Below are 17,915 nucleotides of genomic sequence, written 5' to 3'. Positions count from 1 at the left end.
CCTTGCGTGGTGAGATTTTTTGCGCCGTATCAACGCCTGCGGTGGATGACATATCCAGCCCCGCTCGATACCCTTTCTCACCCCCGGTGCCTGACTACAATTCAGGCCAAATCACACGCCATCCAGACGAACGAATAATGAAATCCTCCGCAGGTTTGCTGTTGTCAGGCATCGAGCTGGACCGCGCCAGTTCGATCCCCTTGTACCGCCAACTCTACTTGCAGATTCGCAAACAGATTCTCAGTGGCAGGATTCAGGGCGGCGTACGTCTGCCGTCCACCCGGACCCTGAGCAAGGAGCTGCAGCTTTCTCGAATCAGCATTCTCAATGCGTTCGATCAACTGATCGCCGAAGGTTTCCTGACGTCGCGCACCGGGGCCGGGACTTATGTCGGCGATGAATGGGAAAGCCGCGGTATTGATGACGAAGAGAGTCAGCGCCAACCTCCCCGCCTGTCCAATCTGAGCCAGTCCGTGCTGTCGTTGCGCAGCGATCATTTCCGTGGTGTTTCCTATGCCGACTGGGCGACCGGCAGCCCGACCTCGTTCCTGCCCAGCCACAGCGCCTACGATGCGTTTCCGCAAACGGTCTGGAAGCGGCTGATGAACCGCCACCTGCACAAGCCGACCAAGGCCATGCTCGGCTATGGCGAACTGCAAGGGTTGCTGGCCCTGCGCGAGGCGATTGCCGAATACGTGTTCGATGCCCGTGGCATCGACTGCACGGCCGAACAGGTGGTCATCGTTTCCGGCGCCCAGCAAGCCTTCAACCTGCTGGGCATGCTGTTGCTCAATCCGCAGGACAGCTTCTGGATGGAGGACCCGGGGCATATCGCGGCGCGCATTGCGCTGCAGGCCCAGGGTGGTCTGGTGGTTCCTTTGCGTATCGACGAACAGGGCATCGATGTCCAGCAAGGCCTGGCCCGGTGTCCTGACGCCCGCCTGGTGTTTACCACGCCTTCGCGCCAGCATCCGTTGGGCATCACCATGAGTTATGCGCGGCGCCAGGAGCTCATCGACTGGGCCGCCCACAATCAAAGCTGGATCATCGAAGACGACTGCGACAGTGAGTTTCGCTACAACGGCCGCCCCCTGCCAGCACTCTATGCCATGGACCAATGGGCCCGGGTCATCTACGCCGGAACGTTCAGCAAAGTACTGTTCCCGTCGCTGCGCCTGGGTTACGTGATACTGCCCAACGCCTTGATCGAACCCTTCTGCACCCTGCGGGCGGTCATGGACCGCAGCCCGCCCACCCTGCTCCAGGCCGTCACGGCAGACTTCATGCGCGAAGGCCACTTCCTCGGCCATATCCGTCGAATGCGTGCGCTGTACCAGGCTCGCCAGCAGGCGCTGGTCGAACACCTGCAGAAACGCTTGGGGACTTTCTTCAGGATCACGCCGGTGGAAGCCGGCATGCACCTGATCGCCTGGTTACCCGCGCATCTCGATGACGATGCCCTGGCCAGGGAGCTCGGCCAGCATGGCATTCATACCTATCCCCTGAGCGACTACTGCGTCGAACATGTCTTGCCGCCGGCGCTGCTGATCGGCTTTGCCAGCACCCCCGAAGACCAGGCCCAGGCACGCGTCGAAGCGCTGGCCCAGGCCCTGGACACAATGGGTTATCTGCAACAGGCCACTTGACGCAACGCAAGTGGTCTTATGATTTAACTGATAATGGATCTATCGAGAGTTCCTGACTGGCGCGATAAAGGCTGCGCCGGTAGACCCGGTGTCTGAACCAGGAACGACTCGAATGAACAATAAGATCCAGGAACGATTCAACGCCCTGCTCAGCCATAAGGCTGTCGAGGCCGAGGCTCCCCCCGCATTGACCGAGGCACTGGCCCGCCGGTTGCTCGACCGACTGGCGCAACTGCGCCTGTTTGCCCACGCCTATCCCTTGCTGACCAACCTGACCCACGGTCGCGTGACACCTGCCGACCTGCTGGACTTCGCCTATCGCCACGAGCTGCAGGGGCTGAGCCTGCACTTGCTCGACGGCGAGGAAAACAGCCTGAGTCAAATGGCACCTGCGCAACTTCAGGCGTTTGCAGACAAGGCCAACTCCCTCGGGCTGGATGTGCATCTGGAAATCAGCAGCACCCTGAAAAAAGATGTCGATCAAGTGATTGCCATTGCCAAGGCCCTGGGCACCCGCAATATCCGTGTCTACTCACGCTACGAAGGGGCGCTGTCCCGGGTCATGGACGTGATCGAGTCGGACCTGCACTACCTCGCGCAGCAGGCAGACGAGCACGACCTGTTCTTCGACTTCGAGCAGCATGAGGAACTCAAGAGCGACGAGATCGCGCAGCTGTTGAGCCGGCTGAATCACCCTCGCCTGCACGCCCTGTTCGACTTTGGCAACATGATCAATGCCTGCGAACAACCCCTTGCGGCACTGCGAAATCTCGCGCCGCACATACGCCAGACCCACCTCAAGGGTGTGCGCATCGTGCCTGAGCAAAACGGCTTCGGGCATTACGGCGTGCTGCAAGGGTGTGACGAAGACGACTTGCCCAACGCCCGCTTGCTGTTCGAGCTGCTGATGCTCGGCGAATCAACCCCGCAAGTGATCGCCTTCATTCTCGAGCAGGAAAACCACTACGTCGCCCCGGCATTCCGCCAGCTCGACGAAGCCGCCGACCCGTTCATTGCCTACCGGGAAATGAGTGAAACAGCGCTGCCGCAAGGCTTCTCCCTGGAGCAGATGCTCGCCGGCGAACACCGTTGGGCCAACAACCAGGTCGCCTATGTACGGAGCCTGCTGGCGGAATTCCGCACCCTGGCCGAGTTGACCCTGGCCCATTGCGCTGACGCCTGAACCTGACGTGCCTGGCGGCACTGCCTACCCAATCAAGCCTGGAGAACAATAATGACATCCCATGACAAGGCCAAATGGCTCAGATTCCTGATTCTCATCCTCGGTGGCGGCACCATCTACAAGCTGGCGAATCTCAAGGACGCCTTTTACATCCCCATGCAGGAATTCATGGGGCTGTCCCACACTGAAATCGGCGTGCTGCTGAGCGCCAACGCCATCATCGCCACCGCGCTGTTCGTGGTGGGCGGCATGCTCGCCGACCGGTACGACACGCGCAAGTTGATCCCCCTTGGCCTGATCGGTACCGGCAGCCTCGGGCTCTACCTGGCGACTTTTCCGCCCTTCAGCAATCTGCTGATTGTGTTCTGCCTGCTGGCCGTGTGTGCCGACTGCATCTTCTGGCCTTCGCTGCTCAAAGCCATCCGCAACCTCGGCGACGATAAGGAGCAGGGGCGCCTGTTCGGCCTGCTCGAAGGCGGGCGCGGCGTCATTGATACCCTGGTGGCCTTCTCTGCGCTGGGCGTCTTCGTCGCCATGGGCTCCGGTGAAAACGGCCTGAAGTCGGCGATCCTCTTCTACTCGGTCATCGACATTCTTGCCGGCACCCTGACCTGGCTGCTGCTCAAGAGCGGCAATACCCAGTCGACCGTCAAGCCGAAGAACGGTTTGTCGAACCTGTTCGAGGCCATCAAGGTGCCGGGCATCTGGCTGGTCAGCCTCAACGTGTTCATGGTCTACATCGTGTACTGCGGCCTGACCTACTTCATTCCCTACCTCAAGGAAATGTACGGACTGCCCGTGGCCCTGGTGGGCGCCTACGGCATCATCAACCAGTACTTCCTCAAGATCCTCGGCGGCCCTGCTGGTGGTTTCATTGCCGACAAGCAATTCAAGAGCTCCAGCCGCTATCTGAAATGGGCATTCCTGGCGCTGTTGCCGCTGATGGGCGCGATCATGCTCATCCCGAAAAGCCCGGGTTTCATCTACGCGGGCATGGCGGCCACCCTGTCCTTCGCGCTGATTGTCTTTTCCATGCGCGGCGTGTTCTGGGCGCCCATGGGTGAAGTCGGCATTCCCCAGCACATCACCGGTTCAGCCTTTGGCATCGGTTGCCTGATCGGCTATGCGCCGGGTATGTTTGCCTACGTCATCTATGGCTCAATCCTTGACCATTTCCCAGGTCAGCAAGGCTACAACTACGTGTTCTCGTTGATGAGTGTGTTGGCTATTGTCGGGTTCATGGTGTCCAGCCTGCTGTATCAAGCGGTCCGCAAGAATTGCGCAGTCACTGGCAAGGTCAGCGCCGCACAGGCCTGAACATGTGCTCACTTAAGAGATAGGCCAAGCACCTGTGGCGAGGAAGCTTGCTCCCGTTGGACTGTGCAGCAGTCCCATTGTTTGGTTCTTTTATTGGCTTGGAAGCCACTTCACCTTCGACTCGGACACAGTCTCTTGTAGGAGCTGGCTTGCCAGCGATGGTCGTTAACGATAACGCGCATGAACCGGATAAACGCGGCGCCCTTGAGTCCATCGCCAGCAAGCCGGCTCCTACAGGTGAAGGTCAACGCGGCCTTTTGTAGGAGCTGGCTTGCCAGCGATGGTCGTTAACGATAACGCGTACAACCCGGATAAACGCGGCGCACTGGAGGCCATCGCCAGCAAGCCGGCTCCTACAGTTTGGCGTTCACATCATTTCGACCAGGACGCGGTCCCTTGTAGGAGCTGGCTTGCCAGCGATGGTCGTTAACGATGACGCGTGTAAACCGGATAAACGCGGCGCACTGGAGACCATCGCCAGCAAGCCGGCTCCTACAGGTGAAGGTCAATCCATTTTCGACCAGGACGCGGACCCGTGTAGGAGCTGGCTTGCCAGCGATGGTCGTTAACGATAACGCGCATGAACCGGATAAACGCGGCGCCCTTGAGTCCATCGCCGGCAAGCCGGCTCCTACAGGTGAAGGTCAATCCATTTTCGACCCGGACGCGGTCCCGTGTAGGAGCTGGCTTGCCAGCGATAGTCGTTAACGATAACGCGCGTGAACCGGATAAACGCGGCGTACCTGAGACCATCGCCAGCAAGCCGGCTCCTACAGTTTGGCGTTCACATCATTTCGACCAGGACGCGGTCCCTTGTAGGAGCTGGCTTGCCAGCGATGGTCGTTAACGATGACGCGTGTAAACCGGATAAACGCGGCGCACTGGAGTCCATCGCCAGCAAGCCGGCTCCTACAGTTCGCCGGGATTCCGTGAAGAACCAATGTTCAGGGCCGCTTCGCGCCCCAGCGGGAGCAAGCTCCCTCGCCACAGTTGCAGTGTTCGTCCTTAATAGGCAGGTGTTCACGGGACGGTGCCGCCATCAAAATGCGAAATCGGCCTCGTCCATGGCCATCAGGCAATGGGCCCCGCCCCGCAGGCTTTCGCGGTGGCCACTGGCACGGGGCAGCACCCGGCGCCAGTAAAAGTCCGCCGCTTGCAGCTTGGCCCGATAGAACGCCGGTTCGTCGGTACCGGCATCCAGTACGGCTTGGGCACGCACAGCCGCCTGCATCCACAGCCCACCCACCAACACGTAGGCGCTGTACGCCAGGAAGTCCACCGACATCGCGCCGATTTCCTGCACATCACGCTGGCACGCCTCGACGACCTCGGCACCCAGTTCGCGCCATTCGACGAGACGCTGCTGCATGGCCTCGGCCATTTTCCTCAGTCCTGCTTGCGAACCGGCTGCATCGACATGCGCGGCGAGTTCATCGATCAAGGCGCCCAGCTCGGTTGCGCCATCGCCCAGCACTTTGCGCCGAAGCAGATCCAGCGCCTGGATACCGTTGGTACCCTCGTATAGCTGGGTGATGCGGCTGTCGCGCATCAACTGTTCCATGCCCCACTCGCGGATGTAGCCGTGGCCGCCATGCAGTTGAACGCCAAGGCTGGCGACTTCCTGGCCGACGTCGGTGAAAAACGCCTTGACGATCGGGATCAGCAACGCCGCCCGACGCCCTGCCTGCTGCCGCCCCTCGGGTTGCGGGTCACCGTGTTCCAGGTCCAGTTGCAGGGCGGTGTAGGTCGCGAGCAAACGGCAGCCTTCGCTCAAGGTTTTTTGCGTGAGCAGCATGCGGCGCACATCGGGGTGCACGATGATCGGATCGGCGTTTTTGTCCGGCGCTACCGGGCCGCTGATGGCCCGCGATTGCAGACGCTCGCGGGCATAAGCGAGGCCACCCTGGAACGCAGCCTCGGCGATACCCAGTCCCTGCAGGCCAACCTGGAAGCGGGCATCGTTCATCATGGTGAACATGCACGCCAACCCCTGATTGGCTTCGCCGATCAGCCAGCCTTGGGCGCCGTCGAAGTTCATCACGCAGGTGGAAGCGCCCTTGATACCCATCTTGTGTTCCAGTGCGCCACAGCTCAGCGAATTGCGTGGCCCCGGTGTTCCATCGGCAGCGGCGATGAACTTGGGCACCAGGAACAGGCTGATGCCCTTCACCCCGGCCGGTGCATCCGGCAAACGGGCAAGGACCAGGTGAACGATGTTGGCAGTCAGGTCCTGCTCGCCGCCGCTGATGAAAATCTTGCTGCCCGTGATCTCATAGCTACCATCGGCCTGGGGCTGGGCACGGGTGCGCAACAGGGCAAGGTCGGTACCCGCCTGGGGCTCGGTGAGGCACATGGTGCCAGACCATTCACCGCTGACCATTTTCCCCAGGTAAACCTGTTTCAGTGCCTCGCTGCCATGGCGATGCAGGGCCAGCACCGCGCCTTCGGTGAGGCCAGAGTAAATGCGAAAGGACAACGAGGCGGACATCAGCATTTCGTGGAAGCTGGCCGAAATCAGCTGCGGGAAACCCTGGCCGGCGAACTCCAGCGGCCCGGTCATGCTCGCCCAGCCGTTATCGACGTACTGCCGGTAGGCATCGGCAAATCCCTGGGGCGTGGTGACGTGGCCGTCGTTCAGCTCACAGCCCTGCTCGTCACTGTTGCGGTTCAGTGGCGCGACCACTTCGGCGGCGAATCGCGCGGCCTCTTCGAGGACCCCGTCGATGGTTTCCCGGTCCAGGCCGTTGTTCAACCGCTCGCAATGGCCGCTGGCATCGAACACTTCGTGCAGCACGAAACGCATGTCGCGCAGGGGAGCTTGATAATTCATGACCGGGCCTCTTGGGGTGTCAGCGTGGAAAAGATTGCCGCCACCCTAAGCAGGCGCCTACTATTTTTGAAATTTCATTTTCATATGCCTGGTATTTGTAATTTGAATTTAAAAACCTTCGACCTGAATTTGCTGCGAGTGCTCGATATGTTGCTGCGCGAGCAGAACGTGTCGCGGGCGGCCGAGCGCCTGGCACTTAGCCAGCCCACCGTCAGCAACGCCCTCGCCCGCCTGCGCGCACTGTTCGACGACCCGTTGCTGGTGCGCGTTGGCCGCCACATGCAACCCACCACCCGGGCGCTGGCGCTTGAAGGGCCGATTCGTGCAGCCTTGCATCAGATCGAACAGACCCTCAATGCCGGTGAAGCCTTCGACCCACGCATGAGCCAGCAACAGGTGCGCATCGCCCTCACCGACTTTGTCGAACAGCTGTGCATGCCGCCTTTGCTTGCGCGCCTGGGTGAACTGGCGCCGAACCTGCGGATCGACGTCGCCCACCTCGCCCCCAGCCTTCCCGCCGAGCTGCTGGACCGGGGTGAACTGGACATGGTGCTGGGGCGCTTCGAAGAAGTGCCGGCACGTTTCACCCGTCGGATCTGGCACAGCGAAACCCTGCGACTGGCGGTGCGCAAGCAGCATCCGCTGGCACACGACACACTCACGCTGGATGACTTCCTGGGCCTGCGCCATCTCTGGGTGAGTGGCGGCCAGTCGCGCGGCATGGTCGACCAATGGCTGGGCAAGCAAGGCCTGTCGCGAAAAATCGTCTACACCACGCCCAACTACCTGCAAGCGGCGCACCTGGTCGCCCATTCGGATTTGAGCGTTGTGCTGCCCACCCAGTTGGCCAATCAATTCGCGCAGTTGCTACCGCTGCAAGTGTTCGAGTTGCCGTTCGACGTCGGCTCGTTCCAGCTCGAACTGGTGTACCTGGCGCAACGCCAACATGACCCGGCGCTGGCGTGGCTGATCGAGCAGATCCTTGCGGTGCGGCCGGTTTGAACTGAAACCGGGTCGGGATGATCATTCGCGGTGAGCAGTCGACCAGTGCCGCTGTCGAATCGCTATACAGTGAACTACTGTCAGTCATGGGCGTGGCGCCAAACTGCGGATTGGCGTTGAGCTGCAGGGTTTGCAAGCGACCTGTCTCGATGATCAGGGAACCAGACCAATGGCAAAAGATGTAAAAGTCGAATCACAGAACCAGACTTTTATCGCGCAGGAGATTGAGGCCCTGGTCGAACCTGCGGATATTTCCGATGGAATTCGCAATGGAGTCTGGCGCACCCGGATGAGGCTCAGGGCGCGCAATCTGAGTCACTCGACCCAGTTTGTCATTGCCGCTGCGGTGATCCTCGGGCTGACCATGTTCTTCGTCGGCAATCTGGTGAGCGCCCGCATAGAAAGTGCCGCGGTACATAGCGCCGCAGAAGCAGGCGCCCAGTACATGGATACGTTCCTGGAGCCTTTTGTGCAGGAGTTGAGCCGGGACAACGAGCTCTCGGCCGCCAGTGTCCAGTCCCTGGACCGCCTCACGGAAAGTCGTTCGCTGAAACAGCACATTGTCTCGATCAAGATCTGGCGAGCAGATGGCACGGTGGTCTACAGCACCAACAAAGACGTCACCAACCTTCAATTTCCATTGGATGAGATCACCGAGGCGCTCAAGGGCAAAGTGGTCACCGATCTTCAAGAGCTGACCCAGGACGAGAACGAGTTCGAGCGCAAGCTCAACGTGCCACTCTATGAGATCTACGCGCCCCTGCGGGATTCACGCTCCGGGAAAATCATCGCGGTGGGCGAATTTTACGAAAAGGCCGATAGCCTCAGGCGCGAGATCAATCGGGTCCGGGAGGAGGTATGGGGAGTCGTCGGCGCCGCGACGCTGGCCATGCTGACGCTGCTTTTCTTCATCGTGCGACGCGGTGACAAGATTATCCAGCAACAGCAGGTGGCACTGCGCTTGCGGCTGATAGAGCAAACCCGCCTGCACATCAGCAATGCCGAACTGCAGCGCAAGATGGCGACGGCTACCGAGGAGTTTTCCCATATCAACGAACTCACCTTGAGGCGCATTGGCGCAGACCTGCACGATGGGCCGGCGCAGCTGTTGACCTTGATTCTGATCCGGCTCGACGACCTGGCCGAGGACTTCTCCACGGTCGATCAGGAGGCGCTGGAAACCGTTCGCGGCGCCGCCACCGACGCATTGCGTGAGGTCCGCGATCTATCACGAGGCCTGGCACTTCCGGAAATCAACGCGTTGAGCCTGGTGGAGGAGTTGCAACTGGTGGCGCAACGGCATGAGCAACGCACTGGCACCAAGGTCAAATTGACCCTGGGGCCGCTGCCGAAAGCCGCGCCACTGCCGCTAAAACTCTGTCTGTACCGTTTTGTGCAAGAAGCCCTCAACAACGCCTACCGTCATGCCAACGGCGAGGGCCAGGTCATCCAGGCGAAATACATCGACGGCGTATTGAACATCAGCGTCAGGGACAGTGGCCCAGGCATGGCGGCAGACGCCATGCTGCTCGAGAAATCCGGCAGAACCCGGTTGGGGCTCGCCGGTTTGCGTTATCGCGTTGAATCGCTGGGCGGGTTGTTCAACATCGACTCCTGCGCCTCTGGCACGTCGGTAAGGGCACAGTTCAAACTCTAGTCAGGTGCCGTTTCGGCATCCATTGGTGTTTTTGCCACGTCGATGTGAAGTCGCCCGAACGCTTCGCGCTCCCTGTAATGCCGTAGCGCCGTGACCGCCTCGACACGATTTCGGGCGTTGAGCTTCTGCATCACACAGCCCATGTGGTGCTTGACGGTTTTTTCACTGATCAACAGCTTTGACGCCACTTCCCTATTGGTCAGCCCTTTTGAAACCTCACGAATGACCTCCTCCTCGCGGTGGGTCAGATCACACTTGTGAGTTTCCGCTTCGTGCTTCTTGATATTACTCAGCAGTTTGTTGGCAAAGTCGGGGGTGATATACGTCTCACCCTTGGCTACCGACCTGATCGCCTGGACCAGGTCCGGTCCGCTGACACCTTTGAGCACATACCCGCGCGCGCCGGCCTCCATGGCCAGGAAGGCGTCATCTTCGGATTCCGAAACCGTCAGCATCAGCACCTTCACTTCCGACAGTTGCGTGGAAATGAAGCGCACTGCGGCGAAAACGTCCCCCGGCATATTGACGTCCATCAACATCACATCCGGTCGCACCCTCGTGGCAATGTCCTTGGCATCCTGCGCATTGGCGCCCTGCTCCACGACCTGGAGATCCGCCCGTTTTCTCAGTGTATTGGCAACGCCCTCACGCAACATCGGATGATCGTCGACAATGCCGATGCGAATGAATGGATTCATGACGCGCTCCCCAAAAGATAAGCACTCGAACATTCATTGATTAATAGCAGGGAATCGGTGATGCCGCCGGTCAGCAGTCGTGTGTCCCGGGTTCATGGCGTCCGGATATCAGACTTAAGTCTGAGCGGATTCGAGCGTCAACAAGCCATCATCTTCACAACTATTTTAATTTGTCACCACAACCTTTTGTTTTAAAACACAGCTGAAATCGTCAATAAACAGACACTCCTATAAAACCTGGATCTTTATTTCATCCGACCAACAGTCGCCCTCCTGCGCATGGGTACAGAGGAAGCCCCGTGCCAATCACACTGCCCTGCTGTATTTACAGGGATCGTCCACTCAACCACTGATCGAGCCTGGGCCACATCCGTTTGACCGCTGCCGGCCCCGCCACCAGGCTGACATGGCCGCCCGGCAACATCAGTTCTTCCTTGTCGAGCGAACTCACTCGGGCCACCAATGGTTGCGCACAGTCCGGCGGCACCAGGGAGTCGTATTGCGCGATGATGTGCAGCAACGAGACCTGGATGTTTTTCAAATCGACTTCCCGGCCACCGATGCGCAAGCCGCCTTCGTACAGCGAATTGTTTTGCCCCAGTTCCAGGTGAAGCTGGCGGAAGTATTCGCCGGGAAGCGGCAAGGTTTCGTCATTGAAACGCGCCATCATGCGGTAACCCCTGACGTAATCGTCGTTCCACATGTTGTCCCAAAGCCGGGCCTGACCGGCAATTCGGCCTGCGGGGCGATGCAGCTCAATCGCCTTGATGATCGTCTCTGCCGCGACGAGGCCAGTCGCATCGATCAAGCGCTCGGCCTTGAAGTGGCGCTGTTTGGCCAGGGGCATCTTCGTCCAGTCGATGGGCGTTGTGAAACACACCAGGTTTTTCAGCGGGCCATCGGGATGCAGTGCAGCGTAGAGGGTCGAAAGGACACCGCCCATGCAGTAGCCGATCAGCGTCACGTCTTCCACACCGGTGTCTTGCTGGACTCGGCGAATGCAATCGGGAATGAAGTCGAGCACGTAGTGCTCCAGCTTCAGGTGGGACTCATCCCGGCTCGGCGCATTCCAGTCCATGACATAAACGTCGTAACCCCGGGCGAGCAGAAACTCGATCAGGCTCTGCCCCTTTGTCAGATCGAAAATGGCAGCCTTGCTGGTCGTCGCCATGACGAACAACAGCGGCACGCGGTAAATCTCGTCCGATGTTGCGTGATAGTGGTACAGACACAAGGTGCCACGACGGTGCACCAGCGTCTTGGGCGTCAAGCCCACCGCTGGCGGCGGCGTGCTGAGGTACTCGAGGCCCTTGAGACCGCGCTTGACCATCATGCCGACCTCCGAGCGAAGTCTATCGGCCAGCGACAGGTCGGCGATCTTGTTGTCATGTGGCCGGGGCATTGTCACTTCCCTCCTTGCTCTTGCGTTTGGATACCCGTTTCAGGGGCGTCTGGCGCTCTACCGCCAGTGGCCGCCGCGTGCGTGGCGGGCGTGACGCAAACGGCGTACTGCCGGGTACTGGCAGCAACTGGTCGAGCTTGTCTTCCACACGCCGCAAGGAGGCGGCAAGCGCGTCGACTTCGGCACGGCTGGGCAGGCCCAAACGCTTGTGCAGCCGCTCCAGCGACGTCTGCGACAGATGCTGCAAGCCGAGCGTGACCCTGGAGTACTGGTCGATCACCAGGCCAACTTCCTTCGAGTCGATATTACGGGCGGCCAAGGCATTGACGCTGTTTTCGAACCGGGTGATGGCCTCGCGGTACAACTTGAACGGATCAGGTAATGCCATGACGTACTCCTCGATCAAGGGTTCACAGTGCAGTTTTTTTCTGTTGGCCAGGTTTGGCGTGCGGCCAGCCGGTCGAGGCCGGTAATGGCTTTGCGCCGGATCATGACCGTGGGTATCAGCCAGGGTCTGATCAATAGCCGGCAGGCACTGGCCGCCTTTGGCGACAGTAGGCGCAGTAACGCGATACCCCAGCGTTCGGTGACAATCCAGGAGGTCAACGTGGCGGTTGCCAGTTCGTCGGCAGTGACGCGCAGGCGCGAATGCTTGCGTGGCATTCTGTCGGCGATCTCGATCGTTCTGTCCGCTGCCGGTTGCCGTGCGAATACCGTCGCCAGCGCATTGCCGATGCGTTGCAGCGCGTCACGGCTGGCACCGTTGACCGAATCAAAATTGAGGAACCCGTGGAACTGCCCCCGGTAGTGCAACAGTTCCACCGGCACGTCGGCTGCGCGCAAGCGAGCGGCATAGTCCAGACCGTCGTCGCGGATCGGATCGAAACCGACACTGACCACAACCGCCGGCGCCAGGCCGCGCATATCGGGGCTACGGCGAGGCGAATACCAGGGGTCGACCAGGTCGAGAGTCTCAAGCGACGGGGCCAGGGTCTGTTCGATCCATTGCACCGCATGATCGGTCAACAGCGCACGCCCATGGGCGTTCTCTGCGTAGGAGGGAAATTTCTCCAGCAGGTCGGTGGCCGGGTATACCAGCACTTGCAGGTTCGGTACCGGGCCGCCGCGGCGCAGGCTTTCCTGGGCGACCGCAGCACAGAGATTGCCACCTGCCGAATCGCCGCCAATCGCCAGGCGAGTCGTATCGATCCCCCACTGCGCTCCATTTCTTGCCATCCATTGGAACGCTGCGAGGGCATCGGCGCGGCCGGCAGACAGATCGTGCTCCGGTGCCAGGCGATAGCGCACGGCGATCACGATGCAGTCAGCCGCCAGGGCAATGCTGCGGCAGATGCCATCGGCAGTGTCCAGATCGCCGATGATGAACCCGCCGCCGAAAAACCACATGAACGCAGGCCGCGGTTGGGTGCCATTGTCAGGCTTGAATATGCGCACGGTGATTGCGCCGCCCGGACCGTCGATCAGTTGTTCGGTCACCGAGCCCACCGGCGGATTACGCGCAAGGGCAAGCGCCGTCAATCGCCAACCCAGGCGCAGCTTGGGCAGCGAGTAGTCTTCTGCGCGACGCAGGCTCATGGAGAGGTTGGCCAGGCGCAGGAACGCGCGCGCCTCGCGGTCGGGTTGATGTGCGCGCAATACGCGAGGCATCCCGATGGCCGGTCGCTCAGGGTGCACCTGTAGTTCTTTGTTGTTTTTCATTGCCACTCCGTCCGCAGGGAATCCGTATACCGCGCATCAGCAATAGCTTACGCAGCACCACGGTTGCAGTGGCTACCCTTGTTGGGGGGGAAACCCCGGGCTACTCCGGAAAAGCAGGCAGCCGCAGAGGCACACGCTTGATTGCCGAAGGGAATGGCGCAGCGAATCGCTTCGATGCATCAGGCGAGCAGAAAGCAGTCACGAAAACCTGAATCAGCAGCCTCTGCGGTGAGTGACCGGCCCACCCTGGACGTCGACACGGCTTGGCTAAAAATGCCGCGTATCCGACCCGACGACTGACACAGTGGTCGCCAGGGGTACGCTCTGCGTGACGTTGGCCATCCGGGTGATTTCCACCTGCACCTTATCCTTGCCGAGCAGGTAGTCGGCCAGCTTCTGGGAAAACGGCCAGTAGTTCAGGTCGGCGGTCAGGGTCAGCGGCCCGACGGCGTCGGCCGGCACCAGGAAGGAGAACTCCCCGACATCGTAGCCCTTGGGCAGGATGCGGTTGTCCGAGAGAATCTGCGTGGCATTCCACACCTCGACGTCCAGCGGATTGCCGTCCTTGTCGCCGATGTGCACTTTGAAATTTCGCGTGTTGTCCTCGGTCTTGCCGTCCTTGATCGAACCCAGTCGATAGAGCTCGCGACCATTGGCATCCTGCACCCGGAAATCGATCCACATCTCCCGGCCCTCCGGAAAGCCGGTCGGCAGCTTGTGCCCGGCACCGACGTTGGTCACCTTGACCGCTATCGAGGTGTATTGCCCGGGGATGATGACGGCCGGCAATTGCTGGAAGGTTATTTCCCCCGCTCGCCCGAGCATGTCGCGGGCGCGTTGCGAGCCCTCTTCCTGACCGAGATGCTTGAGCATCATCGCGTTGGCTCCGCTGAACCAATGCGAGGCGACTTCCTCGCGGTCCGGCCCCATGATTGCGGCCTTGCCCTTGAAGCCCGGCATGTGGCAACTCTGGCAGGTGACATCGTTAAGGCTGTAGGTGCTTTCCTGCCATTCGTCATAGGTGCGCTCGACCGCCACGCTGCTGAACGGGTGCGTGACGTTGTGGCAGGTGCCGCAAAAATCCGAGCGAGTGTGCAGGGCGGAATACACGGTGTCGTGATAAGGCGAAACGGCATCTTTGCGCGGGCCGAACTTGGTCGGTTTACCGTGGGCGCGAGGGCTCATGACATAAGCGCCGTTATCGAGGCCGGTGCGGGCGCTGATGTTGTGGCAGGTCTCGCAATCGACCCCGGGCATCGGATGATTCTTCGCGCTGTCTTCAATCGAGGAGCGGTTGATGTCCGAAGTGATCTGTCCGGTCGTGAGACCGATCGGGGTATGGCAGCCGGTGCAGAAAGTATCGACCTTGCCCTCGGTGGCCGAACTCGCACGCTTGAGCAAGGCTCGATAGATGGGTTCATCCCAGGCCTGGGACATCATTGACGAGCGCCACTGCTTGTAGATCTCCGTATGGCAAGCGCCACATACCTGGGCATTGTCGAAGTCCTTCACATTCAGGACCAGGTTGCCGGTGGTATTGGCCCGGTGCGGAAAGAACGGCATCCCGCCATTCACGTGCATGAGCCTGGAGCGTGCCGGCTCCAGCCACTTCTCATTGCTTTGATTGTCATTGCCGGAAGGCTCGTCAGCCACCACCAGCGTTACCGTCAGCAGGCAAACCACAAAGCAGAAAAGACGGCGAACGAAAGGTCTGATCAGCAGGAGAAAGGGTATGAACAACGTCGCCAGGGAGATATTCAAGTCGACAATGGCCAGCTTGAGGCCTTCCGGGACATTGAAAAAGGCCATGTAAAAACTGGTGCACATCGTCCATGGAATGATCAAGGCCGATAACAGGTGCAGCGCTGACTTGGATGGGTTCATTGGCATTTCCCCTGGACGGTTGCAGAGGATGACTGCAGCACTTCTATTGAGTAGCCAGGGGTATTTCGTGATGCAAACCGATGGTCACGTGCAATCACTCAATGTAGGTACTAACAGATCCACAGTTTCCCGACTCTGCACCTTCGTGCTCGGGTTAGGCTCACTGAGCAATTACCCTGCCATCGATGTAACAACATATGTCACCTGGCCTGGACGCCCTCGCAAACATTGCCCGAGATTTGCAATTCCTGAGCTGATGCATGCGCGAATTCAGCTGGGGAATCGCGCCCATTAGTGGGGGAGTTCACTCCAGAATCGGGGGCGTGGCCTCAGACCAAAGGTCAAGTCCTGCCGGACAACCGCCCCGCGACAGCAGCGGTGGCAGAGCAGTCACCAATCCCGGGGTCAGAATCCAGCCGCCACCCCGTGCCCGCATCCGGAGTATTGCGGCCTGGCTCAGGGTCAATGGCACTCGCAAGGATTGAACCAGCGGTTAGCCTGGCGTGCTCGGCACCGCAAGCCCGACTTTCACCCGGTCCAGCGCCACAATGGTCTTGAACCAGGTCACGTTGGCATTTTCGGCGAACAAGCGCCGCGCCAAGGCCTGGTATTCCTGCATGCTGGCAACGGTCAGCACCAGGACGAAATCCACTTCGCCGGTAACGTAGTAGCACTGCTGAACTTCAGGCACCGCGAAGTGTGCCTTCATCGCTTCCAGTTCCGCGAGACTGGTGCGCTCGGTCATCACTTCGACAATGATCGTGATCGGGCGCCCTACGGCGGTGGGGTCGACGATCGCGATGTTGCCCGTGATGACGCCCTTCTCTTCCATCCGTTTGATGCGACGCTGGACCGCGGCCGTGGAGAGATTGACCTGTTCGGCTATCAGGCGTAGCGCCATGGTGTTGTCGCGCTGGACCAGTTCCAGGATTGCGCGATCGAATTTATCCAGTGATTCAGATGCAGCGTCGTGTTTTGCCATGATCGCCCCGCGAGAAATTTTCTCGAAAACTAGCAGAAAACCGCGACCCTTTATCCAGACGTGAGAAATATTATCTTGCCCAGAGCCTGCATTCGCAGCCTGGAAGGGAACTCACACAGGATATTTTTCCCATGGTCGCACTGTTCCATCTCTCCCCTGTCCTGTTGGTGACGGCCATGCTCGTCGTACTGCGCCGGCCGCCCGTTCACGCCGCCATCGCCGGTTCGCTGCTGGTCGTGGTGCTTTGGCTCGCCGGCGCTGCCGACGCCTGGCACTTGGGCAGCATGGTGGCTGCCGCAAAAGATACCGCCGTACTGTTCGCCAGTACCGCGTTCGTGATCGTGCCGGGCCTGGCTTTCGTGATTTACATCGAGCGCCTGGGCATCAACCTGGCGGTCAGCCAATGGGTGCGTTCACTGGGATTGCGACGTGGCGATCAGGTGGCATTCATCGTCCTCGGGTTGGCACCGTTGCTGGAAGCCATGACCGGCTTCGGTGTGTCGTTGATCGCCACAGTACCGCTGCTGCTCAGCCTGTTCGAGCGCAAGGTGGCACTGCGCATGGCGCTGGCCGGCATGGCGATCATGCCGTGGGGAACGCTGGGGTTGGCATCGGTCATCGGCGCCTCGCTGGCTCACCTGGACGTCACCGCGCTGGCTTCGACCTCGGCACTGACCAGCGCACCGGTGTTCCTGGCCCTCAGTGCGATGTCGCTATTTCTGGCCGGCGTCCGTGAGCCACGGCAATGGACGGCGCTGGGCGCTTTCTGGCTGTTGTTTGTGGGGGTGCTCTACGGTGCCAGTCGCTGGCTGGGGCCGGAAGTTGCCGGTGTTGCCGCGGGCCTGGTGACGGCAGCCGCTGTACTCTGCGCCGGGCTGTGGCGCCTGCACCGCAGCGACGGTGAACGCAGTGCGGTGCAGTGGCCACGTCAGGCATGGCCGTATCTGGCGCTGATTGTCTGCATTGTCGCGTTGAAGACGCTGTGGACGCTCACCGCCTGGCAGGATCTCTGGGTCGTACAAGGCGCCCAGGTCTCCTGGAAACCACTGGCCTCCCCCGGGCTGGCCCTGCTTCTGCTGTTGGTCTGGCTGGGGGTGCACACGCGCGACAGTCAACGCCGGGCCGCGTCAGATGTCAGCGTGCCTGCCGCGTTGGCAGCGCGCGCGAAGCGGCCGCTGTTGACCATTTTCTTCTTTCTCGCGATGTCGCAGATGATGGTGAAGGCCGGCTTCCTGGCGGGTTTGATGCAGCTGCTCGCGGGTCTTTCGCCCGCCGCCGCGACATCGCTGGTGGCGCTGCTCGGCGCGCTGTCAGGCTACATGACCGGGTCGAACGTGGGCGGCAACGCGATTTTCATGCCGGCTATCGCCATGTTGCCCGAACCCTCTCGCCTGTTGCTGGCAGCGGTACAGAACAGCGCGGCAGGCCACGCTGCACTGGGATCGCTGTCGATTGTCATGCTGATCCTGGGACTGGCTAAAACCCAGGCTACGGAAGAAAGCGAGCTGGTGAGGTTTGGCTTCGCGCTGGCCTGTCTCAACACCGCGTTGGTTGCATTGGGCGCAGCGTTGCTGAGCGGATGGCTTGGATAGCGC

The 17,915-nt window shown here is 60.4% G+C and carries 13 protein-coding genes; 6 read left to right on the top strand and 7 right to left on the bottom strand.

The annotated features are described in order from the left end of the window. Nucleotides 1–137: 137 nt before the first annotated feature. The 3 genes from KGA88_RS02145 (at nt 138) to KGA88_RS02135 (ending at nt 4,146) form a co-directional block, all read left to right on the top strand. Nucleotides 138–1,646, top strand: a complete 1,509-nt coding sequence (locus tag KGA88_RS02145; protein ID WP_223588540.1) for a PLP-dependent aminotransferase family protein — start codon at nt 138–140, stop codon at nt 1,644–1,646. 112 nt (nt 1,647–1,758) lie between these two features. Beyond that, on the top strand, nt 1,759–2,829 hold the full coding sequence (locus KGA88_RS02140) for a sugar phosphate isomerase/epimerase family protein (protein WP_223588537.1): 1,071 nt from the start codon (nt 1,759–1,761) through the stop codon (nt 2,827–2,829). Between the two features lie 51 nt (nt 2,830–2,880). Next, nucleotides 2,881–4,146: an MFS transporter gene (locus tag KGA88_RS02135; protein WP_223588534.1), complete on the top strand. Its 1,266-nt coding sequence runs from the start codon at nt 2,881–2,883 to the stop codon at nt 4,144–4,146. 1,039 nt (nt 4,147–5,185) lie between these two features. Here KGA88_RS02135 and KGA88_RS02130 read toward each other — a convergent pair. Continuing rightward, nucleotides 5,186–6,976: an acyl-CoA dehydrogenase C-terminal domain-containing protein gene (locus KGA88_RS02130; RefSeq protein WP_223588532.1), complete on the bottom strand. Its 1,791-nt coding sequence runs from the start codon at nt 6,974–6,976 to the stop codon at nt 5,186–5,188. Between the two features lie 84 nt (nt 6,977–7,060). Between KGA88_RS02130 and KGA88_RS02125 the strand changes: the two genes are divergently transcribed. Further along, the gene (locus KGA88_RS02125; protein ID WP_110660119.1) at nt 7,061–7,978 is read left to right on the top strand and encodes a LysR family transcriptional regulator; all 918 of its coding nucleotides are present in this window, start codon (nt 7,061–7,063) and stop codon (nt 7,976–7,978) included. Between the two features lie 169 nt (nt 7,979–8,147). Further along, entirely contained in the window at nt 8,148–9,635 is a 1,488-nt protein-coding gene (locus KGA88_RS02120) for a sensor histidine kinase (protein WP_110660120.1), read from the top strand. On the opposite strand, the gene KGA88_RS02115 is transcribed toward KGA88_RS02120, so the two are convergent. The 6 genes from KGA88_RS02115 to KGA88_RS02090 form a co-directional block, all read right to left on the bottom strand. Further along, entirely contained in the window at nt 9,632–10,333 is a 702-nt protein-coding gene (locus KGA88_RS02115; RefSeq protein WP_110660121.1) for a response regulator, read from the bottom strand. The genes KGA88_RS02120 and KGA88_RS02115 overlap by 4 nt on opposite strands. Nucleotides 10,334–10,658: 325 nt before the next feature. Beyond that, nucleotides 10,659–11,735 carry an alpha/beta fold hydrolase gene (locus KGA88_RS02110; RefSeq protein WP_223588530.1) on the bottom strand — a complete coding sequence of 359 codons (1,077 nt, stop codon included), beginning with the start codon at nt 11,733–11,735 and terminating at the stop codon, nt 10,659–10,661. Next, the gene (locus KGA88_RS02105; RefSeq protein ID WP_110660122.1) at nt 11,719–12,123 is read right to left on the bottom strand and encodes a hypothetical protein; all 405 of its coding nucleotides are present in this window, start codon (nt 12,121–12,123) and stop codon (nt 11,719–11,721) included. Before KGA88_RS02105 ends, KGA88_RS02110 begins: the two co-directional genes overlap by 17 nt. A gap of 14 nt (nt 12,124–12,137) precedes the next feature. After that, on the bottom strand, nt 12,138–13,454 hold the full coding sequence (locus KGA88_RS02100) for an alpha/beta hydrolase (RefSeq protein WP_223588527.1): 1,317 nt from the start codon (nt 13,452–13,454) through the stop codon (nt 12,138–12,140). A gap of 267 nt (nt 13,455–13,721) precedes the next feature. After that, the gene (locus KGA88_RS02095; protein WP_110660124.1) at nt 13,722–15,338 is read right to left on the bottom strand and encodes a multiheme c-type cytochrome; all 1,617 of its coding nucleotides are present in this window, start codon (nt 15,336–15,338) and stop codon (nt 13,722–13,724) included. A 493-nt stretch (nt 15,339–15,831) separates the two neighbouring features. Continuing rightward, entirely contained in the window at nt 15,832–16,320 is a 489-nt protein-coding gene (locus tag KGA88_RS02090) for an Lrp/AsnC family transcriptional regulator (RefSeq protein ID WP_103393470.1), read from the bottom strand. Nucleotides 16,321–16,451: 131 nt separating this feature from the next. Between KGA88_RS02090 and KGA88_RS02085 the strand changes: the two genes are divergently transcribed. After that, the gene (locus KGA88_RS02085; RefSeq protein ID WP_110660912.1) at nt 16,452–17,912 is read left to right on the top strand and encodes a transporter; all 1,461 of its coding nucleotides are present in this window, start codon (nt 16,452–16,454) and stop codon (nt 17,910–17,912) included. Nucleotides 17,913–17,915: the final 3 nt, after the last annotated feature.

Source organism: Pseudomonas sp. A-R-19, assembly GCF_019956575.1.
Lineage (GTDB): Bacteria > Pseudomonadota > Gammaproteobacteria > Pseudomonadales > Pseudomonadaceae > Aquipseudomonas.
Note: the sequence above shows the minus strand (reverse complement) of the source record. Positions and strands in the feature narration are given on the sequence as shown.

What these genes read in the sequence shown, in the direction of transcription:
- KGA88_RS02145 (WP_223588540.1), top strand. Translation starts at nt 138, where the DNA reads ATGAAATCCTCCGCAGGTTTGCTGTTGTCAGGCATCGAGCTGGACCGC.
- KGA88_RS02140 (WP_223588537.1), top strand. Translation starts at nt 1,759, where the DNA reads ATGAACAATAAGATCCAGGAACGATTCAACGCCCTGCTCAGCCATAAG.
- KGA88_RS02135 (WP_223588534.1), top strand. Translation starts at nt 2,881, where the DNA reads ATGACATCCCATGACAAGGCCAAATGGCTCAGATTCCTGATTCTCATC.
- KGA88_RS02130 (WP_223588532.1), bottom strand. Translation starts at nt 6,976, where the DNA reads ATGAATTATCAAGCTCCCCTGCGCGACATGCGTTTCGTGCTGCACGAA.
- KGA88_RS02125 (WP_110660119.1), top strand. Translation starts at nt 7,061, where the DNA reads ATGCCTGGTATTTGTAATTTGAATTTAAAAACCTTCGACCTGAATTTG.
- KGA88_RS02120 (WP_110660120.1), top strand. Translation starts at nt 8,148, where the DNA reads ATGGCAAAAGATGTAAAAGTCGAATCACAGAACCAGACTTTTATCGCG.
- KGA88_RS02115 (WP_110660121.1), bottom strand. Translation starts at nt 10,333, where the DNA reads ATGAATCCATTCATTCGCATCGGCATTGTCGACGATCATCCGATGTTG.
- KGA88_RS02110 (WP_223588530.1), bottom strand. Translation starts at nt 11,735, where the DNA reads ATGCCCCGGCCACATGACAACAAGATCGCCGACCTGTCGCTGGCCGAT.
- KGA88_RS02105 (WP_110660122.1), bottom strand. Translation starts at nt 12,123, where the DNA reads ATGGCATTACCTGATCCGTTCAAGTTGTACCGCGAGGCCATCACCCGG.
- KGA88_RS02100 (WP_223588527.1), bottom strand. Translation starts at nt 13,454, where the DNA reads ATGAAAAACAACAAAGAACTACAGGTGCACCCTGAGCGACCGGCCATC.
- KGA88_RS02095 (WP_110660124.1), bottom strand. Translation starts at nt 15,338, where the DNA reads ATGAACCCATCCAAGTCAGCGCTGCACCTGTTATCGGCCTTGATCATT.
- KGA88_RS02090 (WP_103393470.1), bottom strand. Translation starts at nt 16,320, where the DNA reads ATGGCAAAACACGACGCTGCATCTGAATCACTGGATAAATTCGATCGC.
- KGA88_RS02085 (WP_110660912.1), top strand. Translation starts at nt 16,452, where the DNA reads ATGGTCGCACTGTTCCATCTCTCCCCTGTCCTGTTGGTGACGGCCATG.